This is a genomic window from Bacillus sp. AK031, assembly GCF_053903065.1.
This window is the reverse complement of the sequence record NZ_CP096424.1, coordinates 3,699,764-3,723,466: the sequence shown is the minus strand read 5'-3', so window position 1 is coordinate 3,723,466 and position 23,703 is coordinate 3,699,764. Positions and strand designations below refer to the sequence as shown.

The window sequence follows — 23,703 nt, the reverse complement described above, 5'->3', positions numbered from 1 at the left end:
AGAGGGTGTCTAATTAAGCAGCCGGCAAGCTTTCACACGCCAGGCCGTCGTTATCATTGCCATCGAGCCTGTGCGGATCGCCAGAACCTGAAGCCTCCATAAATTGTTGAGCTTCTTGTTGAGTGCTGAAATCACCACAATCGCGGTCAGGTCCGTTTACGTCATACTTTAAATTGCTATCCGGTTGGGATGCTGCCGCTTCTTGTTGTTTGGGTTCTTCTTTTTCAGCAGCTGCGGTCACCGTGTTTTGTTCCTCTTTGTAATGAAAGCCGTCGTCATCATCCACATGAGCATAGCCCTCAATCGACCACACTCCTAATTTTTGAGAGATTGCTTCATCTTGGGCTTTATGGAACTGGTCCAGCATCGTTAAATCGTTATAAAGGTAAGCGGTTTTAGCCAGTCCTTTTCGCAGCAGCTTCTCTTGAATGGTTTCGCCGTCGATGAAGACATAAGCAAGCAGTCTTCCGTATTGATCTCTTTCTTCGGAACCAACCTTGATTCCTACTTCTTTTCCAGTGAGAGTCTGTTTCACGAACTGAGATGCCTCAGGACCGAATTTCTCCACCGGCTTGTTTGGATGAACGGTTTCCGGGGTGTCGATCAGAAGCAACCGCACATCTTCCTGTTTGCCGTTGAATTGGACTTCCAATGTGTCGCCGTCTATGACTCTGGTTACGGTACCGGTAGGGAGGTCAGGTTGGGTGTTGTTCGGCTTTTCAGTTTTGTCTTTCTCTGGCTCTTTTTGTTCTTCTTTGTCTTCATTTTCTGTAGCTGCAGCGTCTTTGGGGGATTTCTCTTCCTTCTCTTTTTCTACTTCATCAGAAGCTGCTTCCTGCTCCTGGTTTTCGGTTGGTTCAGCCGCACATCCAGCGGACGTAATGAGTACTCCTGCAGTAAGAAGAACTATTGAACGTTTAAACGAAGACTTTCTCCGTTTCAATGGAGTAAATAGATAGATGCCAAGGCCGAGAACCAGCCAGCCAAATAGGAACTCCGGAAAGGCAATCGAACAGGCTGATACGAATAATACCAAGGTTAAAAGAGTAATAATTGAAATGATTTTCTTCATGAGGGCCTCCTTTTCATTCAGTAGATAGATGATATTGATAATTGCCAGTCATTTTGAATAAATGGATATATCATCTATCATCTTAACATTCAGAGAATGGTAGATAAATGGGATTTGCTGAGAGAGCTGCTTAACTAGTAAATTTTCTTTCACACATTAAAGCGCTAAGAGGGACAGTCCCTCTTAGCGCTTTAATGTGTGAAAGGATTGTTTTGGTAAGGTTGTTGCTTTTTTATTAATCAAACGTTTGATTAATAAAAAAGTTCACGATCCTTGGTGTTGGATCGTGAACTTTTTGTGTTTCTTTCTTACTCTGTTACTTCCAGCTCTACGTCAATATTGCCTCTTGTTGCTTTGGAGTATGGGCAGAAGTCATGAGCTTTGTGGACGAGGTCTTCCAAGGTATCCTTGTCGACCCCGGTTCCCTTCACTTGTAATTTTACCGCCAGCTTAAAGCCTTGATCTTCTTCATCTTTTAATAGGCTGACATTAGCCGTCACTTCAGAATCGAAAGAAACCTTCGCTTTTTTCGCGATCAGCTGAAGGGCGCCATCAAAACAGGCAGCATAACCGGCGGCGAAAAGCTGTTCAGGATTTGTGGCTTCGGGAAGTTCTTTTTTCCTTGGAGTTCCAGGCATCGCCAGTTGTAAGTTGATATTGCCTTCTGAAGATTCAACTCGACCTTCTCTTCCTCCGACTGCTTTAACGGATGTAGTAAATAATTCGTTAGACATATACATTTCTCTCCTTTTGAGGTGATTTTGTCGTCTTACGTGACTTGTACTTATATTTAACTTTCCGCTGAGAAATAAACCTGTTCCGGCACATTCATGGCTTTGGTATTGTGTGTCTTAAAAGAAGCTGGAAAACAATCTGCTTTTGAAATCAGACAAAAAAGCGTACCATTATTTATAAAGCGATATGAAGAGGTGAAAGAAATGAAAGAATTCAGAGATCAGGATATCCAAAAAATCCGATCATATGAACAACTAATGGATAAAAGCAGTTCTATCCCAAAGGAACTATTAGATATCATCTATGAAAAAAAGCTGTTCAAGCTGTTTGTACCCGAGAGTTTAGGTGGAAGGATGGTATCCCTGCCTGAGAGTGTACGAATCTTTGAGGAAGCGTCGTCAATCAATGGCAGTTTCGGCTGGCTTGTAACGATAGGATCTGGCGGAGGATTTTTCTCGGGGAATATGAAGGAAGAGGTTCTGGATGAAATTTTTCGGCCCTCCAATGCGGTGATTGCCGGCAGCGGGGCTCCGACGGGGACAGCTGAGAAGTGTGATGGCGGGTATCGAGTCACGGGGGAATGGAAGTATTGTTCAGGTGCTGAGTTTGCGACGACCTTTACGGCCAATGCGTTGATTGAGAGTGAGACAGGTGATGAGCAGGAAATGCGAGCATTTGCTTTTACTCCCGAACAGGTGCAGATTGTGGAGGATTGGAATGCCTTTGGAATGAAGTCGACGGGAAGCCACACAATCAAAGTGGAGGATGTGTTTGTTCCGGAAGGCCGGACTTTTTCTATCTTTGAATCCAATGGAATTACGGATTCGCAGGTTTTCACCTACCCTTTTATGCCTTTCGCTCAAGCCTCTTTTACCGCCGTGGTTCTTGGTATAGGGGGCCGGTTATTGGAGGAAGCTAAACATTATTACAATCTTTTGGGAGAAAAATCTCTGAAAAAGCCTGTGTTGAAGGGTGTGCTGGATGATCTGGAAGCCAGGATGGAAGGGTTGAAGAGTGTTTTTACTAACTCAATTGATGGAAACTGGGATTTGCACATGAATCAGGAGCTATCCGAAGAACAGTATGAAGAAGTAAGTGAAGTCTGTGTACAGACCGCGCAGGGAGTACGGGAAATCGCTTTTACTTTGTATCCTTATTTAGGAATGTATGCTTCTGATCAGGATACACCATTCAACCGGGGGTGGAGGGACTTGCTGACGGCTTCACAGCATGAGTTGATATCTCCGTACCAGTGAGGGAAAAAGTACCTGACACTTTTTTCTGAAAAATTGGTTGCATACAAAGTGGGTATGCTGTAATATAATCAGTAAGCGCATACAGAACGGATTGTTACTGTTAAATCAGGCAAAACCGATCCCACATAAAAAGGGGAAGGTTTTGCCTTTTTTGTTATCGGAGGTGGACAAAGTGAAGATTAATAAAATCCTGAACAACAATGTGATTGTCTCCAATAAAGACGATCAAGAAGTGATTGTCATGGGGCGGGGAATCGCCTTTAATAAGCGTGTTGGAGAAAACATCGATGAAGATAAGGTAGAGAAAATCTTCACTTTGGAAGACCAGGATATTACAAAAAAGTTTAAGACCCTGATTGCCGATATCCCAATGGAGTATATGGAGTTGTCTGAGGAAATCATTCATTTTGCCAAGCTGAAACTTGGAAAGAAGTTGAATGACAGTATTTACATCTCTTTGACAGACCATATCCATTTTGCGATTGAGCGGTATAATAATAACCTTCCAATCAAGAATGGACTGCTTTGGGAAACGAAGAACCTTTATAAAGAAGAGTTCGAAATTGGGCTGGAAGCGTTGGATAAGATATGTGATCGTTTTGGAGTTCTTCTGCCGGAAGATGAGGCCGGGTTCATCGCACTGCATCTGGTGAATGCCCAGTTGAATGAGGACATGACGAACACGGTCGACATGACCAAGGTGATTCAAGATATTCTAACCATTGTGAAGTACAGCTTCAAAGTTGAGTTTGATGAGAACTCTTTGAATTACCACCGGTTTATTACCCATCTGAAGTTTTTTGCTCACCGATTGGTCAAGGGCGAGCATTATACGGGTGGGAAAGATGATCTCTTAAATGTCATTATCAAGAAGTATCCAGAAGCCTATCAATGTTCATTGAAGATTAAAAAGTTTGTGGAAAAGCAATACCGATATGAGTTAACGGAAGAAGAGATTCTTTATCTGACGATTCATATTGAACGGGTAGTCAAAAAGTAAATAACGATTCCATATTAGGATTGTTACTCTGTGAGGCAAAACCTAAATTACGGGGATGACGGGCATTTTATGTCTGGTCATTGCGTAGTTTAGGTTTTTTTCTTTTATCAAAAATGCTTTGAAAATAATTGGGGGTGCATGGTGATGAACCATAAAGAGTTAGGTACAAAGATTCTGGAACTGGTCGGCGGTGAGGATAACGTTCAAAGTGTTATTCATTGTATGACAAGGCTCCGCTTTAACTTACGGGATAACAAGAAAGTCAAACGCAGTGAACTGGAAAATTTGGATGGTGTCATGGGCACGAATATAAGTGGTTCACAGTTTCAGATTATCATTGGAAATGATGTACCAAGAGTTTATAAAGAAATCATTAATAACAGTAAATTAAGTGAAGACAGCAGCAATGGGGAAACATCGGGCAATAGAAACGTTATAAGTGCCATCTTTGATGTGATCTCTGGTGTGTTCACTCCAATTCTTCCGGCCATCGCCGGGGCTGGTATGATCAAAGGGATTTTGGCTATCCTGTCGACATTCGGCTGGCTGGATCCAGCTTCACAAACCTATATCATACTAAATGCGATTGGTGATGGTGCCTTTTATTTCCTTCCAATACTGTTAGCTGTCAGTGCAGCTCGTAAGTTCGGGAGCAACCCTTATATTGCGGCCACGATAGCCGCAGCGATCTTGCATCCAACCTTGACAGAATTGTTTAATGCGGGTGAACCGATTAGTTTTGTCGGGCTGCCTGTCATAGCGGCTGTTTATTCTTCAACCGTTATTCCGATTATCTTGTCTATATGGATTGCATCCTATGTTGAAAAGTTCGTTGATAAATTCACACATAATTCTTTGAAGCTGATTGTTGTGCCGACGTTAACTATTTTGTTTGTAGTACCGGTTACATTAATGACCGTTGGGCCGCTGGGAGTTATTTTAGGTGATTATTTATCAGATGGAATAGGGTTCTTATTTGAAGATTATGGATTTATTGCAATGGTTTTGCTGGCGGGTACTTTTTCATTAATCATTATGACGGGTATGCACTATGCTTTAGTACCTATCATGATCAACAATCTTACTGTAAAAGGTATTGATTATTTAATGCCTGCAATGTTCTTGGCGAATATGGGGCAAGCGGGAGCTGCGTTTGCCGTATTCTTAAAATCTCGTAATAAAAAATTTAAATCTCTTTCATTGACTGTCTCTATAACTGCATTGATGGGTATTACGGAGCCTGCCATGTATGGGGTCAACGTTAGACTTAAAAGGCCGTTCATTGGTGCATTATTAGGTGCTGCTGTTGGAGGCTTGTACTTCGCCATCACAGGAGTTGCTGCTTATATTTTAGGAGGAAGCGCAGGTCTGCCGGGGGTTACATCATTCATTGGGCCGACATTTGTACACGCATTGATCGGACTCGCAGTTGCGTTCGCAGCAGCAACCATCATCTCATACCTATTAGGTTTTGAAGATGTTCCAGTTGAAAACCAGGAAGAAACAAAACCTGAAGTTCCTGTGGAAGAATCTGTGGCAGCAACTAAGACAGACACTGACTCCGTTTTAGTAAGTCCGCTTGCAGGCGAAGTTGTAAAGCTTTCTGAAGTAAGTGATCCAACGTTCTCATCTGAAGTAATGGGAGAGGGAATCGCGGTAAGACCGGTAGATGGGAAGGTTGTATCGCCGGTAAATGGCGTCGTAACAACACTTTTCAGAACAAAACATGCGATTGGGATTACATCTGAGGAGGGTGTGGAAATCTTGATCCATGTTGGAATTGATACCGTTCAGCTGGATGGTAAGTACTTTGAAGCTCTGATTGAGCAAGGAGACAGAGTGGTGGCAGGACAGCCGTTATTGGAAGTGGATATTGAAGGCATCAAGAAAGAAGGCTTTGATACGGTGACACCTGTCATCATCACAAACACGACTTCATTTACAAAAGTGAATAAAACGAATAAAGCGGCCGTTACACATGATGATGTGCTATTAAAACTAGAAGCTTAAGGGTTTGAAAAATGAGTGTGAATTTACTAAGTGGATTGGCACTCTTTACTTAAAATAATGGAGGTAATCATAATGAAATTTCCTGAAAACTTTTTATGGGGCGGCGCAACAGCAGCCAATCAAATTGAAGGCGGATTCCATGGCACTGCAAAAGGGCCGAACCTTGCTGACATATTACCGGGTGGCAAAATTCGAATGAACCTTTTATCACAATCTGGGTTTGACTTTGAAATGGATACAGAAAAATTCACGTATCCGAACCATGAGGCGATAGACTTTTACCACCGCTACAAGGAGGACATCGCATTGTTCGCGGAAATGGGCTTCAAAGTATTCCGCATGAGTATTGCCTGGAGCCGTATTTTTCCGAAGGGTGATGAACTAGAGCCGAATGAAGAAGGGTTAGCGTTCTATGATCGTGTCTTTGATGAGCTTGAAAAGCACGGAATTGAGCCATTGGTGACGATTGCTCACTATGAAACTCCGTTACACTTGATAAAAGAATACGGTGGATGGAAAAATCGCAAGCTGGTTGAATTTTTCGAGCGTTATGTAACTGTTCTTTTCAACCGCTACAAAGATAAGGTTAAGTATTGGTTAACATTTAATGAAATCAATGGTGCTACTCACTTCCCGTTATTCGGGCTTGGGTTCTCAGCAACAAGTGATGAAACACGCTTGCAGGAAAGCTTCCAAGGACTGCACCATCAATTTGTCGCAAGTGCGATCGCCGTAAAACTTGGACACCAGATCATTCCGGGATCACAGATTGGCAATATGCTGATTTACGCACCAACGTACTCCTACGATTCAAACCCGGAAAACGTTATGCATGCTTTAGAAGATGGAAGAATCTTTAACTTCTTCTGTGGAGATGTGCAGGTCCGCGGAGAATATCCGACATTCATTAATCGTTATTTCAAAGAAAACGATATTAAGATCGATATGCAAGAGGGTGACTTGGAAACAATCAAAGAGGGAACGGTTGACTTCATTTCCTTCAGTTACTACATGTCCAGAACTGAAAAAAAGGAAAAAACACCTGAAGAGATTGGTGAAGGAAACCTGATCGGCGGAGTGAAAAATCCATTCCTCAAGGCAAGTGACTGGGGCTGGGAAATTGATCCGACCGGCCTTCGTGTAGCGCTTAATGAGCTGTACGACCGTTATCAAAAACCGCTGATGGTTGTTGAAAATGGACTGGGTGCCTACGATAAGGTTGAAGAAGATGGCAGCATCAACGACGACTACCGTATTGAATATTTGCGTGATCATATTAAAGCAATGGGTGAAGCGGTTGAAGATGGCGTTGACCTTATTGGCTATACATCTTGGGGCTGCATCGACTTGGTGAGTGCTTCATCAGGAGAATATTCCAAAAGATACGGCTTCATCTATGTCGACAAGCATGATGATGGTAGCGGAACGATGGAAAGAAGCAGGAAGAAATCTTTCTTCTGGTATAAAGATGTTATTAGCAGTAATGGGGAGAACTTATAATCACCTTACCCTGGAGAACAAAGAGAGAGCAGGACAGACCTGTTCTCTCTCTTTGTGAGAAAGAAGGGCACCGTGCCTATTAAGGGCTGGGGCTTTGCAGCATGCACTTTATGGGTCCGTATCAAATTAAACAGCTTTAAAAAAGGGACAAGAGGATTTCTTGTCCCTTTTAGCGTGCCATTAGAAACTGTCCCGCTTTACAGAATTTATGGTATTATAATTATGTGATTATTCAGAAATAAATAATTTAACCCGGTATTCAAGGGGTTTTTAAAGTTATTGATAAATTTTATTCAATTATGAATAACGGGGTGGTCTTTTGTGACAGAGTGGGATGAATATAAAACAATATTGCATTCTCTTCAGGAAGATATTTTAGTGACCAAGACGGATGGGACGATTGTGAAGGTAAGTGAAGCGACAGGCGCCGTTTATGATGTGAATGCTTCTGATTTGATGGGCAAGTCTGTGTATGATCTTGAAAAGGAAGGTCTGTTCACGCCGCTGGCAACTCCCATGGTGGTGAAATCGAGGGAGAGAGTGACATTCGTTCAAACCATTGCAGGTGGCAAGAAGCTGCTCGTGACTGGTCTGCCGGTCTTTGATGATGAGGGGGAACTTGTCCGGGTAGTGAGTTACTCTCATGATGTGACGGAACTAATGGAAATCAAAGCGGGTATGGAAGAGATGACGGCGGAGGTTGAGCGTGTCCGGGAAGAATTGAGCAGATTGAAACAAAAAAATGAAGCCGAAGAGAAGATCATCGCGAAGAGCGGCTCTATGCGCAAGGTGCTGGCGACGGCGAACCAGGTGGCTGGTGTGGATGTGAGCGTGCTGCTTCTTGGAGAATCAGGTGTCGGAAAGACGGAACTGGCCAACATGATTCACGATAAAAGCGAGAGGGCTGCCGGTCCTTTTATTGAGGTCAACTGCGGAGCCATTCCTGACGGTTTATTTGAGGCGGAACTGTTTGGCTATGAAGGTGGTTCGTTTACAGGGGCGACCAAAGGAGGGAAGAAAGGGTTTGCGGAGATGGCGAGCGGGGGAACGCTGTTTTTGGATGAAGTTGGAGAGCTTTCCCTGCAGAATCAAGTGAAGGTATTGAAGCTAATTCAAAATAAATCCTTTTACAGGGTCGGCGGCCGAAAAGAAATTCATTCTGATTTCCGGCTCGTCAGTGCAACCAATCGGCAGTTGAGCAAGTCGGTTGAAAACAAAGAGTTTCGGAATGACCTCTACTTTAGGTTGAATGTTGTGCCTCTTACGATCCCTCCTTTAAGGGAAAGAAGGGAGGATATCATACCGCTTATACATACATTTTTGGAACATTTTAAAGGTCTATATAACCGGAAACGAGATTTGAATAAAGAAGTCCTTAATATATTGCACGGTTTAGAGTGGAAAGGAAATGTACGTGAGCTTCTTAATTTGATTGAGCGGCTTGTGGTGACTTCCCAAACCTCTGTTATCGTTCCGACTGACCTGCCGGAGCCCTATAGGATTGAAACGGTTTCTTATTCAAAAATGAATAATTTTGAGGAGACTCTCAAGGAAACGTTGGAAATGGTTGAAAAAGAGAGATTAATGCATGCCAGGGAAAAATATCGTACAACCACGAAGATGGCTGCTATATTAGGGATTAGTCAACCTAGCGTAGTCAGAAAACTCAAAAAATATAAAATAAATTGAAATCTTGGCATGAAGCTTGCATGTGTGTAGGTAAGAGATAATTTTCTTTTGCCTATTTTTTTGATTCGTATCTCTAAAACATGTTGAGGAGTGTGAAAGATGGAGGTTAAACAAGAGGTAAGACTGGATGGAAAACAGTGGCGGGAACAGCCACAAGCCAAGTCAGCTCGCAGTTATCTTTGGTTCATTGTTCCTTCGCTGTTAGGTGTGCTGCTGTTTTTATTCCCTATCAGTTATGGAGGCAAGATTACCATTGGAGTCGGGGTGATGGCGGAATATATTCAGGCCGTTCTTGAACCGGTGCTTCCAGGATTAATGACAGCGATCCTTGTGGTTTCAGCTGTCCTTCCAATCATAGCAAAGGCTTTTAAACCCAAGTTTCTTATGGGGTCACCATTTATCAAGCAGTTATTCTATGTTGATACGTTTTGGATGATTACTAGAATTGCTGGTGCTGTATTTGCACTTATGACCCTGTTTAGTATCGGCCCCACTATTATTACCTCCGATGTAACAGGCGGGACCATGCTCTTCGCTCTCGTTCCTGTACTCGCTGCCTGGTTTTTATTCGCTGGATTATTGATGCCGCTGCTTATGGAATTCGGTTTGATGGACTTTTTCGGAACGATGCTCAGGAAGATAATGAGGCCTCTCTTCAAGTTGCCGGGAAGATCTTCCATTGATGCACTTGCTTCTTGGATGGGTGCCGGGACAGTTGGGGTGCTGATCACCACAAAGCAATATGAAGAAGGATACTATACAAAACGGGAAGCATCGATCATTGCCACTAATTTCTCCATCAATTCAATAGCTTTCAGTTTGGTTGTTGTAAGTTTTATCGGACTGGAAGAGTACTTTGTTCCATTCTATCTAACGGTAGTAGCGGCCGGTCTTACGGCAGCATTCATATGCCCGAGGATTCCGCCGTTATCAAGGAAAGAAGATACCTATTATGAAGAAGCGGGGATGAAAATTTCAGAAGAGACGCCAGAAGGAATGTCCAATATCAAATGGGGACTGGAAAAGGCGCTGGTTAAGGCTTCAGAAGTAAAAGGATTCAAGAATATTGCCCAGCAGGGAGTCCATACTGTACTGGATATCTATTTTGCCTTGATTCCATTAGTAATGGCCCTTGGAACGCTGGCACTGATTGTCGCTGAATTTACACCGTTCTTCAATTATTTATCCATGCCGATTGTTCCGGTTCTAGAACTGATGCAGATACCGGAAGCTGCTCAAGCGGCACCTGCGATGCTGGTCGGATTTGCGGATATGTTCTTGCCGGCTGTTATTGGGGCAGGGATTGAAAGTGAACTTACACGCTTTGTCATCGCAGCCATTTCACTGACACAGTTGATTTATATGTCTGAAATCGGCATATTGCTTGTGAAATCGAAAATCCCGATTTCTGTCTGGGAACTGGCAGTTATTTTCTTGCAAAGAACAATAATCACACTGCCGATTATAGTGGTTATTGCGCATCTCATATTTTAGGAGGAGTAAACTATGAATACATCTTTTGAAACGCTATATAAGAGAATGCCAGATTTGCTTGCCCCAAGTATGGCCAAGGACCACCCCAATCTTCCTGTCATCAAGGAAGAAGGGTGTTACTATTATGGAGCGGATAATAAAAAATACCTGGATTTCACTTCAGGAATTGCGGTTGCCAATACCGGACACAGGCACCCGAAAGTCGTTCAGGCGATCAAGGACAGTGCCGATCAGCTGATGCACGGGCCTTCTGGTGTGATTATGTATGATTCCATCTTACGAGTCGCAGACCGTCTTCAGGGAATTATGCCCGCCGGATTGGATTGTTTCTTCTTTGCCAACAGTGGAACGGAAGCGATTGAGGGAGCGTTGAAGCTGGCGAAATACGTGACACAGCGGCCTTATGTGATCTCGTTTACCGGTTGTTTCCACGGCCGTTCATTAGGAGCCTTGGGGGTCAGTACATCTAAAAGCAAGTATCGGAAGTTCCTCCAGCCGAATGGCTTGACCTACCAGCTGCCATATGCTGATGTGACGTCTTGTCCTGAAGGGAAAGATCCTTCAGAACATTGTGTGGAGAAGTTGGAAAAAGATGTGGAAATGCTATTTGACCATCAGGTGAGCCCGGAAGAAGTAGCTTGTATGATCGTCGAGCCGGTTCTAGGTGAAGGAGGTTATATTATTCCGCCAAAGGCCTGGCTGCAAAAGGTCAGGGAAATTTGTGATCGTCATGACATTCTTTTGATTTTTGATGAAGTTCAAACGGGATTTGGAAGGACCGGAGAATGGTTTGCCGCACAAACCTTTGGTGTGACGCCGGATATAATGGCCATTGCGAAAGGAATTGCCTCCGGAATGCCATTGAGCGCAACGGTTGCCTCAAAAGAATTGATGAGCAAATGGCCGATGGGTACCCATGGTACGACATTCGGCGGCAATCCAATTTCATGTTCAGCCGCCCTTGCGACACTGGATGTAATTGAGGAAGAAGGGCTTATCCATAATTCAAAAATTCTTGGAAAATATGCGATCAATCGCTTGCAAGAAATAAAGGCGAGGCATAAGGTGATTGGGGATGTCCGAGGTGTGGGACTTATGATCGGGATAGAAATCATTGACTCGGAAACCGGTGAACCTGATGGGAAAGGGATGATGCGGATTCTGGATCTATCTCTCGAGAAAGGTGTTTTGTTCTACTTATGCGGGAAGCATCAGGAAGTGATTCGAATGATCCCGCCTTTAGTTGTGAATAAGGAACAAATCGATGAGGGATTGGCGGTTTTTGAGGAAGCTTTAATAGAGTTTGAAGAAGAAAAGAACAAGAGGGAAGCTTCTTAAAAAAACAGAGGGGCAAGGGACTGATCCCTTGGCCCTCAAACTCTCTGTACATTCGTTATCTGAGTAATCGGCACCCCGGCCATCGGAAGTAATTGTTGCAGTTCCTCCCCAATGACAGGGATATAGTCGCTGCCTTCCCGGAATCCATATCGTTCTTTTATGTATATATCGAAATTGCACTTTACCTGCAGGGCGATATTTCCTTCCCGGTCGAAGGGATCAGTGACAGTCTGCACATCGAATTTATTGCCATTTTTACTGTAGGCGTTAATCGTCTTGATCGCCTTTTGTTTATAGTTTTTGACGGCTTTGGGTGTGTAGGAAAACGTCACCCAGCCCGTTGCGTTAATCATGAAAAAACACCTCAAATAATCTTTTTGGTTATGGAAAGTATTCTAGAAGTATAGCAGAAGAATCGACACAGGGACAGTGTTCCTTTAACGCATTAACGCACGAAGAGGGACTGTCCCTTTTCGTGCGTTAGTGTGGTAAAGTGGTGGTTCTCTTTGTTCATTTTAAGTAGTGATCAATATACTCAGCCGAGACCTTGTCTACCGGACCGTAGACTTTTTCAATGGCCTCGAGTGTCAGCGGTTTTACGGTATCCATCTTATGTTCCAGGCGTTTATCGATATATTCATAGTTTGCCAGGTCTTTTAGAACTTCTAAATATTTTTCAATGCCGTAGGTTTTAATCAAATAATGAGACATGAGGAACCCGTCTCGATATAAAGGAAGAATGTCCCCGGAATAGGAGATTTCACTAAGTTCCTCAATGCTCAATACACTTCGGGAAGCCTCAATGGCCTTCTTCGTTTGGCTTTCCACCACTTGATCGTCAAAATAAACAGCTCCCGTTCCATCTTTTTGAACCCGGTTTTGTAAGTAAGTCGCAAATCCTTCTTGCAAGTAATGGGCAGCATTATCATTTGTCAGATCGCTGACCATCTTATGTGTCAGTTCGTGTGAAAGAAGAGAGAAGACATCCTTCATTTTATCTGTACTATTAATCTTTAAGGATTCCCCCATCTCATTCCAGCCGGCAGAGGAAGGGTAGGGGACGGTTGCTGATATTTCCTCCCCGGTGGTATAAAGCTTGATGGTGAAAGGAGATGGCGTCCAGTTGAACTGGGCTGAATAAAAGTCCACCAGCTTTTCAGCACCATCTAACGTACTTCTGCCCTTCGTCTCTTCTCCCGGTTTGTAATAAACGGTTATGCTTCCTGATTCAGATACCAGTTGTTCAAAGGGGGTATCATTGACCAGCCAGGTATTTCCGACCTTGATACATTCGTAGGTGACAGAGTTGCTGGTGTAGGAACCTTCTTGGTCGAAAGGTTTCATACTGACGTGGAAATTGACGGTTCCGGTTGTATCCGTCCTTTGTTTGAAACCAAGGACCGCCAATTTCACATCCATTCCCTGTGCCTTTTGAAACATCACTTCTTCCATCCACCTTGCTTGCTCTTTATGGAAAATCGAATTTTCCGGGTTTTGGAATTTCATAAATGTCTCGTAGTCAGAGTCTTGAACAGCTTTCTCCAAGTGCTGGAATGACCAGTCGGGAGTGCCTTCTGCTGCTGTAATCTCCACTATTTCATCCTTGGCAGCTCCCGAGTAAATGGACCACAAGGGAGTTTTAGTTCCGACAGAACCAACGGGACCAAACACCTGATGTCCTTTATATTCTTTTCCATTATGGGAGTAGTGAATATTGGTGATACTGGCTTCCGAGTTTGAAATTTTCTCTCCATATTTTCCATAAAATTTCTGGACGGCTTCAGGTTGTTGTTCAGGCTTGAACGTAATCGTCAATTTGCTCATGACTGTACTTCCGTTTCTATTAATCTCAGCTGAAAAATTGCCATTACTATCGACGGTGATCTCTTTTTCAGCGACGACAGGGCCAGTCGGCTGTTCCCCTCCAATAACATGTTTGGTAGAAAGACCTGAACGTTTAACATATTCCTGTATGGCAACTGATAATTTTGCCCCTTTTTGGAGATTGGATTGCCCTGTTACGGTAATCGTTTTTGATCCTGACAGCTCACCAAAGATATTGATATGGGTACTATCGACATTTCGTGCTATATCCAGTGCCTTGCCTGTGAGGCGAGGTTTATAATGCCATTCTAATCTGCATCCGGATAGTATTAAGGACAAACAAATGACTAGACCAATCAATTGGACCTTTTTCATGAAATCTTCCCCTGTTTTTTTAGATTAATATATAGGATATGGAGTGGGATAATTGTAAAAAAATGTAGATGGATTAATAGATTTATTTTAGAGGAGGGGGATGCTTTCGTGTATCCCTGCTTTGAAAATCGGTGGCACCATAGCGGCTCTATGCGGGTGTGAATTCTCGAAATATGAAAATCGGCCCCTCCATAGCGTGTCTATGCGGTTGTGAATTCTCGAAAAATGGAAATTGGAGTGCCCATAGCGTCTCTATGCGGTTGTGAATTCTCAAAATATGAAAATTGGCGTCACCATAGAGTCTCTATGCGGTTGTGAATTCTCAAAATATGAAAATTGGCGTCACCATAGCGTCTCTATGCGGGTGTGAAATCTGAAAAAAGGGAAATTGGAGTGCCTATAGCGGCTCTATGCGGTGGTGAATTTTGGAAAAAGGGAAATTGGAGTGCCTATAGCGTCTCTATGCGGGTGTGAAATCTGAAAAAAGGGAAATTGGAGTGCCTATAGCGGCTCTATGCGGTGGTGAATTCTGGAAAAAGGGAAATTGGAGTGCCTATAGCGTCTCTATGCGGGTGTGAATTTTGGAAAAAGGGAAATTGGAGTGCCCATAGCGTCTCTATGCGGGTGTGAAATCTGAAAAAAGGGAAATTGGAGTGCCTATAGCGGCTCTATGCGGTTGTGAATTCTCCAAAAATGAAAATTGGCGTCACCATAGCGCCTCTATGCGGTGGTGAATTCTTGAAAAATGAAGATTGAGGTCACCATAGCGTCTCTATGCGACTGTAGTTTCTCATTTGATGGCAGTATCCAACGTGCAGGCAGACCTGCCAGACAGGAAACTGTCCGCTGATTCAGGGTGAACGTGATATATTAGATACAGAAACCGATGGAACGAAAACTGTGAAATGAGAAATTGTTTAGGAGGGCAACGATGGGCAAGGTAATCACGATAGGAGAGGTATTGATTGACTTTATTCCAACAGCTAAAGGCTGCAAATTAAAAGAGGTTGATGGCTTTGTAAAAAAGCCTGGCGGGGCCCCTGCAAATGTAGCGGCCTGTGTTTCAAGGCTGGGTGGCATGGCGAAATTCATCGGTAAGGTAGGCCAGGATGCATTTGGGGAATATCTGGTGGATGTGCTGAAAGAGGAGAACATCAATACAGACGATGTGTTTTTTACAAAAGAGGCTAACACCGCCCTCGCTTTTGTTTCTTTGGACAGTTTAGGTGAAAGGGATTTTTCATTCTATCGCAACCCGAGCGCCGATATGTTATTGAGGGAAGATGAGATTCGGGCAGATATCTTTGAAAAAGGGGATATTTTGCACTTTTGCAGTGTAGACCTTATTGAAGCTCCTGTAAAATATGCACATGTAAAAGCAATCGAATACGCGAAACAGAATGGTGCTTTGATCAGCTTTGACCCTAATGTGAGGCTGCCTTTGTGGGAAAATCCGGATGATTGCAGAAGAACGATTAGGGAATTCATTCCTTTCGCCGATATCCTCAAGCTGTCTGATGAGGAATTGGCGTTTATAACAGAGGAATCGGATGAAAAGTCAGCTGTAGGCAAAATCAACGAACTGAATCCTGGTCTTAAGTGGCTTCTTATTACAAAAGGGAGTGAAGGAGTAGAGGCATTTGTGAAGGGAGAACTCCTTCATGTTCCGGGCTATTTAGTGACTCCTGTGGATACAACCGGGGCGGGTGATTCCTTTATCGGTGCTGTGCTCTATTCATTGGCCAAAAGTGAACCGGTGGATGCGGCTGAAGTATTAACCTTTGCCAATGCAGTCGGCGCACTGACCACAACAAAAGAAGGTGCAATTACCGCCTTGCCAAAGCTTGAAGAAGTAATTGACTTTATGGAGAAACATAAGCTTTAGCACTTTAAAGCGCTAAGAGGGCCTGGCCCTCTTAGTGCGTTAGTGCGTTAAAGTATTTAAGGGTTGAATTAAAGCGCCACTTTGTTATCAGCAGGCTCAGGGCTGCCGCCTTTCTTTTTCAGCGATTGGATCTTTCCATACGTAAATGATCTCCATACCCATTCTAAAGGACCGAACTGGAATTTCTTTAACCAGAAATAACTGAAGATGATCTGCGCAGCAAAGATTACAAAGCAAAGCAAGGTGCCTGCCAGCAGGCTGACTTCTTCATATAAATTGAATCCTACGAAAATCGCAACACAGATGACCGATTGTGATAGGTAGTTGGTCAGGGCCATCTGTCCAGCATATCCGAGCGGGCGCAACCACTTTTGCCAATTGTCTTTTCGAAGCAGCAGGGTGAGTGCGGCAATATAAAAGAAACATAGGGTTGTGCCAGTTAAGCTTGTAAAGACTTGAACAACCGTTGCGTTTTTGATGCCGGCATCTAGGATTTCAAGTTTATAGAGAGCCAAAAGAGTGACGAGCGGGATGCTGATCAGGAATGTTATGTTGCGAATCTTGCGTACTAATCCAAGATGTTGTGTATCAGGTTTGAAAACACCGGCTTTTCCGGCTGCAAGCCCGAATAAGAACATCGCCAGTACTGGAATCATCGCAGGAATTGAATTGATTAGTATCGGGAGAACCTCGGCGCCAAGGCGATAGGAAACCCACTCTCCATACCCTGCGTTAATATAAGTATCCACATATCCGTTAAATTGGTCATCGAAAGCAGCGACCTGGGTTCCTTCTAGTTCCTGCAGCATGCTATCAGGCATGAGCAGTGTAAGGCTGAAGAGCACATTGATGAGGGCAAGCAGACTGAATGCCCATATAATCATCGTTTTGATTTTTCTTTTATAAAAGAATAATAGAAACAGTCCTGTCAGAGCATACGTATGCAAGATGTCGCCGAACCACAGCAGGACAAGGTGTGCAGCTCCGAACAATAGCAGCCCAAGGATTCTTCTCAGGTAGAGCTGTTTGAATTTCAAGCCTTTTTGCTCGGCACGACTCATAAAAATATAAAAGCCCAAACCAAATAGAAATGAGAAAATGGTGAAAAATTTCATGTCAATGAACAAGGTGAAAAACACATCAACCCAATAATCCGCACCTGCCAATTCAGCTTCTACACCATAAAATGACCGCATAAACTCAGCTGAATGAAAAGCTGGCATGTTCACTAGAAAAATACCAAATAAAGCAAACCCCCGAATAATATCGATCGTGACAATACGATCCTTCCCCAAAACCGGCGATGAATTCATAGCCTCTTCTCCTTTTATATAAAGTCTTATTTATTATAGCTGATGAAAGTTGGAAATAATGTAAAAATGTGTATTTTTTTATTTTGGAGAAGCGTGCTGTAATGAAGGGGTGCAGGTGTTCAATCTGGCGGACCAGTCGAATGTTGTTATAATGGAGAATGTTTTGAGTAAAGGAGGAAAGCTAAATATGACGGCTTCAAAAAGGGAATTGAGGACTTGCCAAAAAGGGCACAAGTATTATAAAAGCAGCGATTGTCCAACCTGTCCGGCGTGTGAAGAAGACAGAAAGCCTGAAAGTGGATTTCTTTCACAGCTTTCAGCGCCAGCAAGGCGAGCTTTAGAAAACAATGGAATCACTTCTTTACAGGAGCTTGCTAAATATAGTGAAAAAGAGATTCTGCAATTTCACGGGATGGGACCAGCTTCACTGCCTAAACTCAGGGCATCCTTGGCTAATAGTGGGTTGTCATTCAGAACTTAAACAATACCATTCATGCTTTACTGCATTAACGCGCTAAGAGGGCCTGGCCCTCTTAGCGCGTTAGTGCGTTAAAGTGCTCGGGATCTTAATGGTGAATGTGGTGCCTTTATTGATTTCACTTTCTACAGAGATCGTACCATCCAGGGTTTTGATGATGCTGTATGAGACCATGAGGCCCAACCCGGTTCCGCTTTGGCCTTTGGTTGTGAAGTAGGGCTGTCCGAGCCGTTTGATCTGCTCTTTATCCATTCCGACTCCATTATCTTCGATTGATATTACAGCATATTGTTTCAAGGTGGTAGTTGTAACGGTTACTTTCCCGCCAATCGCTAAATGGGACGTTGCGTCTATGCCATTTAACAGCAGATTGATCAAAGCCTGCTGTACTTTTTGTTTATCAGCGATAATTTCTGCATCTGCTAATTGGGCAGAAAGCTTGATGCTATATTGATTGGCTAAAGGTGTGACAACTTCGAGAGAATGCTCAATTTGTTCTTTTAAGTTCATTTTCTCGAGTTTTTCAGGAGATGGCTTCGCAAAAGCTAAATAGTTGGAGGTCAGGCTTTTTGCCCTTTCCAGCTCGCTTATGGAAATGTCTATGTATTTCTTTTTTTCTTTGTCCTGTTCGACTTGTTGAAGGAGCTGCAGAAATCCGAAGACTGTCGTCAGCGGATTTTTTAATTCATGGTTGATGCTGGCGGACAGGTGGGCAACTATTTCATTTTTTTCGGCAATCAATGTTTGCTCTTTATATTGAAGACTTCGTGTCAGCAGTAAAATCAAAAGCATAACGATCGAGGAACTGACGAAAGTCAAAGAGAAATCGATCATCCATAAATAGACTAATTCAGTGTTAACAGTGAAGAGGAGAAGTCCGGAAATCCCTGTAATGATGGGAGAGATTAAAGTCAGTCCTGTCCCTGTGAGGAACTTTTTTACAAAGGTAAGGGAATGATAAGATTTAAATAGCAGGATGGCCGCCAATACTTCTGCACCGTTTCCGAAAATCGTCGTATAAATGCCCAGTCCACCGAGGATAAGGCGATAGAGGACAGTAACGGCATATAAGGCAGCTCCAACTAGAGGGCCGCCATAAATGGTCCCGAATACCAGCGGGATGTCCCTAAGGTCAAAAATAAGTCCATCGATAAGTGTGGTGGAAAATTGGATACATAAAATAATGACGATAGAAAAGGTCAGGAAGATTAACAGTTTATAGTTTTTTCTATGAAAATCTTTTAATTCAGCCAAAAAGACAATGCTTAAGCAGCTGATAATGATCAACAGGAAATTAATGAGGGGATCATAGTATTGAAAAGTAATCATTGTTCCACCCTTTGCCATCGGTTTATGAAGAATGCCTCTTCTCCAGAGCAAGATGATTTTTCTTCATAATGGTTAGTATTAACACAATCTGGAAGCATGAAACCTGATGATAAAATGAAAGTCAAAAAGGGAAGCAGCCCCGAATTAGAGGCAGCTTCCCTTTGTTTGTTATTGTTTCTTTTCGTTTGTGCTGTAGTAGAACTTAGCACTGATGGATCCATCTTCATTTTCTGCGATATCCGTAACATGGATACCTGAATCAGGAGGAGTGGTTCCATTGCCTTTCCAGAAATAGTATGAACCTGTGTGGACATTCTTGGAGTTAGGTGTTAACTTGTCTCCTGTTTTAAAGAAGTCACCTGCATCTCCACGGTTAACGTTCTTTTCAAGATCATAATTTCCATCTGCTTGAAGAACAGACAGGCCATAATGCGTGACTTCAGTTCCATCATTGGCCGTTTGAGATTGGTTGTGCTGGAAGCGTTTGTTCATCCAGTTCTCAACATTGTTTGGACGGAAACCGGCAGATTGATAAAGTTCAATGACGTTTTCATCGACATGCCATGCTACCAATCCATAAACGTTGTGTAAAGTCAGAAAGAAGTCTATTTGAGGTACAAGCAATGTGTCCTGTTTTTTCTTGAGAATAAAAGGGTTAACATGTCCACAGCTAGAATAATATTCTAAAAGATAAAGCTGATATCTAAGGGGGAGCAGTATGACGAGCAAGGAAAATAAAGTGGCAACGGTGCTTATTGTAGTAGGCGTCTTGTCGATAACAGTTGGGGTTATCTCAGGCTTGTATCATGGATCGCAGGATGAATTTGCTGAATTTGGTGAAAGCCAAACAAGGATCGCCTGGGGAATGGTCATTAATGGTGCGGTATGGGGGATTGTATTCATCGGCTTTGCAGAAATAATCAAACTCCTTCAGGGCATTTTCAATCAAAGGGAACCAGAATTGCCCATGGCAGCCGGGGCTGTTCCGCCTGAATCCTCTTTGCCGGTTGTCGAAAAGGAAGCTAAACAACAGGAAATCCCGGAAAGTGTAAAATTCCAAATAGAAGACTTTTACACTGCCAAAGGACGGACCGTGGAGAAAATAGTGTTAACAGAAAAAGAAGACTACTTCTTGGTAACGGTTGATGGAAACAAAGAGCTGGTCGAACTGGGAGGCTTCAAACCAGTCATCCATCCTTTTGAAACATAACCCAAAATGGACAAGGGGCCACAGAGCCCCTTGTCCATTTTTGGATGAAATCACTTTCCCGCGTTAAACCGCTAAAAGGGACAGTCCCTTTTAGTGGTTTAACGCTTTAATTCGCGAAGAGGGACTGTCCCTTTTCGCGCTTTAAAGTATTAAAGCAGTTGCTGCTCCCCGGAATGACAAGGGGACAGGCGCACCTTGTCCTGCTTACTTAAGCAAAAATAGACCAACTGTTTTGTTCTGCAACTTTCACCATCTCTTGTTTCGGGTTGACCAGGATAGGGTGGGTCACATAGTGCAATAAAGGAATATCGCTTTCACTGTCCGCATACGCCCAAATCTCTTTTGCGTGGTTCTCTGCCAGATGCTGCTGCTTGTCCATCCAGTCCTGCAATATCTTTACTTTTGCATCCCCATTGATGATTTCACCAATTTGCCCGGTGCAACGGCCTTTTTGATCAAATAAGAGATTTGTACTGAGCACATGCACGTCCAATTGAAGGTCTTTAATAAAAGCTTTCAGGAACGGGTGAAGCGCGCCGGACAAAACAATGACTGTATCTCCATTGTTTTGGTGCTCCCGAACCTTGAGGACAAGGTCATGGTGAACCTCCTCTTTTCCAAAGGCAACAAGCTCTTGGAAGAAGAAATCTAATTCTTCAGTGGTTTTCCCTTTGAATGTCTTCGCGAACGCCCTGAAGAAGTCATGCCTGAACTTAGTTTTCCCTTTAAGCAGGCCACCGGCTGAAGCCTTCACCAAACCGGCTCCTACAATGGCCCATTCCTTCGAAGTAAATGTTCTTTTTCCCATTTGGAACATCGCTTTAAAAGAGTTTCCCTGATAAAGCGTTCCATCGAAATCTACAGTGACAATTGCCAAACCAGAACACCTCACTTTTTAAGTAAGTATAGGATAGTTGGTATCAATTGTAAATGAACGGGAAGGACTAGAGGGATGGGATTTCTTATTGTTTAACGCTTTAATGTGCGAAGAGGGCCTGGCCCTCTTCGTGCGTTAATGCGTTAAAGTGTTTAGTTAAAAAGGTGAGTTTCCCTTTGTTCCTATGATTGGGAGGTGAACTCTAAAATCGTGATTTCAGGCGGGCAATTCACTCGCATTGGGAATAAGCTGAGACCAAGTCCCCTGTTTACGTAAAGGCGGTTGCCTTCGCTTCCTTAAGAGCCAGTGATCCAGCCAAGTGCGAATGCGCATACTGGAAGATGCTGGATTTTTAACATTTTATACCTCTACACTGAACTACATATTCGCAGGCCTCTATTCATGGCCACCTCCACCATAAAAGCGGACCACAATAAAGAACCAGTAGCATGAGCTTATACGATAAAGGAAGAAATTTCCCTTATGGAAGAAATGTCGGAAAAAACAGGTCAAATAACGGTAAAAATTTCCGCTATTTACTTAAATAACATTGAAAATTGGGTTACTGAGCATACTTAACGGAAAATCCTTCCCTTATTTACCTCTTCCCAGCTAAAATCTGCAGTTTAACGGAAAAATTTTCCCTTATTTTAAGTACCCTTCCTTTGGTGACCTACTTAATTAATGAAATTTATTGTGTGCATTCTTTTTTATGTTTTCGCTGCTGCCCGCTTCCGCGCATAACAAACAAGAATAGAATGAAGTGAAAAGGCGAAGTGCACCCCGGCCACTTCGTTGCGCCCGCGTTTAACAGGGCTGCTATACGTGAAAACAAATAGTAACAAAGCAGAAAGGAGAATGTTAAATGAATCTTACTCACACGAGAAGGACTCTTTTATTTTCCTTCCTTGCTGCAATTCTTATAACTGGATGCTCCAGCGAAGATGCAGCATCGGATAATCAACAGGAGCAGAGTCAAACGGAGCAGGAAGAACCGGCTGAACAGCAGCCAGAAGAGGATACTTCGGATGAACAGTCTGATCAGGCATCAGATGGAGATCAGTCAAATCAGGATGATCAATCGGCAGAAGATGATCAGCCATCCGATGAGGACCAATCAAATCAAGATGACCAGGAACAAACAGGAGACGAATCTCAGCAGAATGATTCTGATGAGAACATGAGTCTTACAAAGGATGAAGCGGCAGAGGTTTTATCCGAATATGAAGATACATTCATGGTAAAAACAAATGAAGGAACGGTAGAAAACTATAATACCAAAGAAGAGCTATTATCCCATTTTAAAACAATCATGTCTGAACAGCTGGCACAGAGCTATCTTGACGACTTTTTCAGAATGCAGGATGGAGAGTTGATGATGGTCGCAACAGAGCCGCCTGTTTGGTTGAACTCAGAAAATGAATATCAGTACAACAAAGAAAATGACTCCACTTATCATGTCGTACAGAGTAAAAGCAGCGAGCTTAGAGGTGAGAGGGAGTATACATTCGAGCTTGCTTATGCGGATGAAGGATGGATTGTGGACGATGTGTCCAGTGTGAAATCAGGTCAGCTGTCGAAGGCAGAGGCTGAGGATTTGGTAAGAGAATATCTCGGAAACGAAATTGAAGATAGCACAATTGTCGAATATGATCATATGGAACAAGAACAATATGTGATTCATGTATATGACCAAGTTGAAGATGGAGAAGGCTCTCATACAGCGACTATTGGCTGGTATAAGGTGGATCCCGTTTCTGAAGAAATCACGAGTCTTTTTGATGATGACCAAGGAAGTTCCCAGCAGATAAAGGAGAAGGCCAATCAAGTTCTGGATACAATCTTGAATAAGGACATGGACGCATTAGCCAGTTACGTACACCCTGAAAAGGGGCTGCTGATCTCTCCATACGTCAATATTTCAGACGAAGATGTTGTTTTTGAAAAACAGGAAGTCGCGAAATTGTTTGAAATGAATGAGGCGTATACATGGGGATATCAAGATGGCAGCGGGAAACCGATGAAGTCGACTCCACAAGAATACTTCCAACGCTATCAGGAGTTTTCAGAAGTAGATAAAGTAATTGTCGACAATCTCAAACAGCGCGGCAATGTGGAATTGAACATTAAGGAATACTTCCCGGAATCCCATGTAGTTGAGTTTTACAAAAATGGAACAGAAGAAAACTCCAACATGGACTGGTCCAGTTTGTATGTGGTATTCCAACAAGATGGTGAAGGAGAATGGAAGGCAGTTGCCCTCGTCAGCGGACAGTGGACAGTGTAACACACGACCGTTTACTGGCTGGAAATAAGAG

General features: G+C 43.1%; 19 protein-coding genes. 11 read left to right on the top strand and 8 right to left on the bottom strand.

Annotated features, from left to right (window positions below; all coding sequences use genetic code 11):
- Positions 1–13 precede the first annotated feature (13 nt).
- Together M1E09_RS19005 and M1E09_RS19000 are read right to left on the bottom strand one after the other, a co-directional pair.
- On the bottom strand, positions 14–1,072 hold the full coding sequence (locus M1E09_RS19005; protein ID WP_456272387.1) for a thermonuclease family protein: 1,059 nt from the start codon (positions 1,070–1,072) through the stop codon (positions 14–16).
- 308 nt (positions 1,073–1,380) lie between these two features.
- Positions 1,381–1,806: an organic hydroperoxide resistance protein gene (locus tag M1E09_RS19000; protein ID WP_456272386.1), complete on the bottom strand. Its 426-nt coding sequence runs from the start codon at positions 1,804–1,806 to the stop codon at positions 1,381–1,383.
- A gap of 204 nt (positions 1,807–2,010) precedes the next feature.
- On the opposite strand from M1E09_RS19000, the gene M1E09_RS18995 reads away from it, so the two are divergent.
- From M1E09_RS18995 to M1E09_RS18965, 7 genes are all read left to right on the top strand, one after another.
- On the top strand, positions 2,011–3,063 hold the full coding sequence (locus tag M1E09_RS18995; protein WP_456272385.1) for an acyl-CoA dehydrogenase family protein: 1,053 nt from the start codon (positions 2,011–2,013) through the stop codon (positions 3,061–3,063).
- 172 nt (positions 3,064–3,235) lie between these two features.
- The gene (gene licT / locus M1E09_RS18990) at positions 3,236–4,063 is read left to right on the top strand and encodes a BglG family transcription antiterminator LicT (RefSeq protein WP_456272384.1); all 828 of its coding nucleotides are present in this window, start codon (positions 3,236–3,238) and stop codon (positions 4,061–4,063) included.
- A 144-nt stretch (positions 4,064–4,207) separates the two neighbouring features.
- Positions 4,208–6,073, top strand: coding sequence for a beta-glucoside-specific PTS transporter subunit IIABC (locus M1E09_RS18985; RefSeq protein ID WP_456272383.1), 1,866 nt, complete (start codon positions 4,208–4,210; stop codon positions 6,071–6,073).
- Between the two features lie 72 nt (positions 6,074–6,145).
- Positions 6,146–7,573 (top strand): glycoside hydrolase family 1 protein, encoded by a 1,428-nt coding sequence (locus M1E09_RS18980; protein WP_456272382.1) that lies wholly within the window; start codon positions 6,146–6,148, stop codon positions 7,571–7,573.
- Between the two features lie 321 nt (positions 7,574–7,894).
- Positions 7,895–9,262: a sigma-54 interaction domain-containing protein gene (locus M1E09_RS18975; protein WP_456272381.1), complete on the top strand. Its 1,368-nt coding sequence runs from the start codon at positions 7,895–7,897 to the stop codon at positions 9,260–9,262.
- A gap of 99 nt (positions 9,263–9,361) precedes the next feature.
- The gene (locus M1E09_RS18970) at positions 9,362–10,756 is read left to right on the top strand and encodes a YjiH family protein (RefSeq protein WP_456272380.1); all 1,395 of its coding nucleotides are present in this window, start codon (positions 9,362–9,364) and stop codon (positions 10,754–10,756) included.
- 12 nt (positions 10,757–10,768) lie between these two features.
- Positions 10,769–12,094 (top strand): aspartate aminotransferase family protein, encoded by a 1,326-nt coding sequence (locus tag M1E09_RS18965; protein WP_456272379.1) that lies wholly within the window; start codon positions 10,769–10,771, stop codon positions 12,092–12,094.
- 35 nt (positions 12,095–12,129) lie between these two features.
- On the opposite strand, the gene M1E09_RS18960 is transcribed toward M1E09_RS18965, so the two are convergent.
- Both M1E09_RS18960 and M1E09_RS18955 read right to left on the bottom strand, forming a co-directional pair.
- A complete protein-coding gene (locus tag M1E09_RS18960; protein WP_456272378.1) occupies positions 12,130–12,447 on the bottom strand; it encodes a hypothetical protein in 318 nt (105 codons plus the stop codon).
- Positions 12,448–12,604: 157 nt separating this feature from the next.
- Positions 12,605–14,293 carry a hypothetical protein gene (locus M1E09_RS18955; RefSeq protein WP_456272377.1) on the bottom strand — a complete coding sequence of 563 codons (1,689 nt, stop codon included), beginning with the start codon at positions 14,291–14,293 and terminating at the stop codon, positions 12,605–12,607.
- 931 nt (positions 14,294–15,224) lie between these two features.
- On the opposite strand from M1E09_RS18955, the gene M1E09_RS18950 reads away from it, so the two are divergent.
- A complete protein-coding gene (locus tag M1E09_RS18950; protein WP_456272376.1) occupies positions 15,225–16,178 on the top strand; it encodes a PfkB family carbohydrate kinase in 954 nt (317 codons plus the stop codon).
- 68 nt (positions 16,179–16,246) lie between these two features.
- Here the strand turns inward: M1E09_RS18950 and M1E09_RS18945 are convergent, their stop codons facing one another.
- Complete coding sequence (locus M1E09_RS18945; RefSeq protein WP_456272375.1) at positions 16,247–17,491, bottom strand: DUF418 domain-containing protein; 1,245 nt, start codon at positions 17,489–17,491, stop codon at positions 16,247–16,249.
- A 187-nt stretch (positions 17,492–17,678) separates the two neighbouring features.
- Between M1E09_RS18945 and M1E09_RS18940 the strand changes: the two genes are divergently transcribed.
- On the top strand, positions 17,679–17,972 hold the full coding sequence (locus tag M1E09_RS18940) for an RNA polymerase alpha subunit C-terminal domain-containing protein (protein WP_456272374.1): 294 nt from the start codon (positions 17,679–17,681) through the stop codon (positions 17,970–17,972).
- A 60-nt stretch (positions 17,973–18,032) separates the two neighbouring features.
- On the opposite strand, the gene M1E09_RS18935 is transcribed toward M1E09_RS18940, so the two are convergent.
- Together M1E09_RS18935 and M1E09_RS18930 are read right to left on the bottom strand one after the other, a co-directional pair.
- Positions 18,033–19,298, bottom strand: coding sequence for an ATP-binding protein (locus M1E09_RS18935; protein WP_456272373.1), 1,266 nt, complete (start codon positions 19,296–19,298; stop codon positions 18,033–18,035).
- Between the two features lie 168 nt (positions 19,299–19,466).
- The gene (locus M1E09_RS18930; RefSeq protein WP_456272372.1) at positions 19,467–19,922 is read right to left on the bottom strand and encodes a hypothetical protein; all 456 of its coding nucleotides are present in this window, start codon (positions 19,920–19,922) and stop codon (positions 19,467–19,469) included.
- Positions 19,923–20,016: 94 nt separating this feature from the next.
- On the opposite strand from M1E09_RS18930, the gene M1E09_RS18925 reads away from it, so the two are divergent.
- Complete coding sequence (locus tag M1E09_RS18925) at positions 20,017–20,508, top strand: hypothetical protein (protein ID WP_456272371.1); 492 nt, start codon at positions 20,017–20,019, stop codon at positions 20,506–20,508.
- Positions 20,509–20,716: 208 nt separating this feature from the next.
- Here M1E09_RS18925 and M1E09_RS18920 read toward each other — a convergent pair whose 3' ends face one another.
- The gene (locus M1E09_RS18920) at positions 20,717–21,385 is read right to left on the bottom strand and encodes an HAD family hydrolase (RefSeq protein ID WP_456272370.1); all 669 of its coding nucleotides are present in this window, start codon (positions 21,383–21,385) and stop codon (positions 20,717–20,719) included.
- Between the two features lie 865 nt (positions 21,386–22,250).
- Here M1E09_RS18920 and M1E09_RS18915 point away from each other — a divergent pair.
- On the top strand, positions 22,251–23,672 hold the full coding sequence (locus tag M1E09_RS18915) for a hypothetical protein (RefSeq protein WP_456272369.1): 1,422 nt from the start codon (positions 22,251–22,253) through the stop codon (positions 23,670–23,672).
- Positions 23,673–23,703: the final 31 nt, after the last annotated feature.

Coding starts and splice junctions, on each gene's coding strand:
- M1E09_RS19005 (WP_456272387.1), bottom strand. CDS start 1,072: ATGAAGAAAATCATTTCAATTATTACTCTTTTAACCTTGGTATTATTC.
- M1E09_RS19000 (WP_456272386.1), bottom strand. CDS start 1,806: ATGTCTAACGAATTATTTACTACATCCGTTAAAGCAGTCGGAGGAAGA.
- M1E09_RS18995 (WP_456272385.1), top strand. CDS start 2,011: ATGAAAGAATTCAGAGATCAGGATATCCAAAAAATCCGATCATATGAA.
- M1E09_RS18985 (WP_456272383.1), top strand. CDS start 4,208: ATGAACCATAAAGAGTTAGGTACAAAGATTCTGGAACTGGTCGGCGGT.
- M1E09_RS18980 (WP_456272382.1), top strand. CDS start 6,146: ATGAAATTTCCTGAAAACTTTTTATGGGGCGGCGCAACAGCAGCCAAT.
- M1E09_RS18970 (WP_456272380.1), top strand. CDS start 9,362: ATGGAGGTTAAACAAGAGGTAAGACTGGATGGAAAACAGTGGCGGGAA.
- M1E09_RS18965 (WP_456272379.1), top strand. CDS start 10,769: ATGAATACATCTTTTGAAACGCTATATAAGAGAATGCCAGATTTGCTT.
- M1E09_RS18960 (WP_456272378.1), bottom strand. CDS start 12,447: ATGATTAACGCAACGGGCTGGGTGACGTTTTCCTACACACCCAAAGCC.
- M1E09_RS18955 (WP_456272377.1), bottom strand. CDS start 14,293: ATGAAAAAGGTCCAATTGATTGGTCTAGTCATTTGTTTGTCCTTAATA.
- M1E09_RS18950 (WP_456272376.1), top strand. CDS start 15,225: ATGGGCAAGGTAATCACGATAGGAGAGGTATTGATTGACTTTATTCCA.
- M1E09_RS18945 (WP_456272375.1), bottom strand. CDS start 17,491: ATGAATTCATCGCCGGTTTTGGGGAAGGATCGTATTGTCACGATCGAT.
- M1E09_RS18940 (WP_456272374.1), top strand. CDS start 17,679: ATGACGGCTTCAAAAAGGGAATTGAGGACTTGCCAAAAAGGGCACAAG.
- M1E09_RS18935 (WP_456272373.1), bottom strand. CDS start 19,298: ATGATTACTTTTCAATACTATGATCCCCTCATTAATTTCCTGTTGATC.
- M1E09_RS18925 (WP_456272371.1), top strand. CDS start 20,017: ATGACGAGCAAGGAAAATAAAGTGGCAACGGTGCTTATTGTAGTAGGC.
- M1E09_RS18915 (WP_456272369.1), top strand. CDS start 22,251: ATGAATCTTACTCACACGAGAAGGACTCTTTTATTTTCCTTCCTTGCT.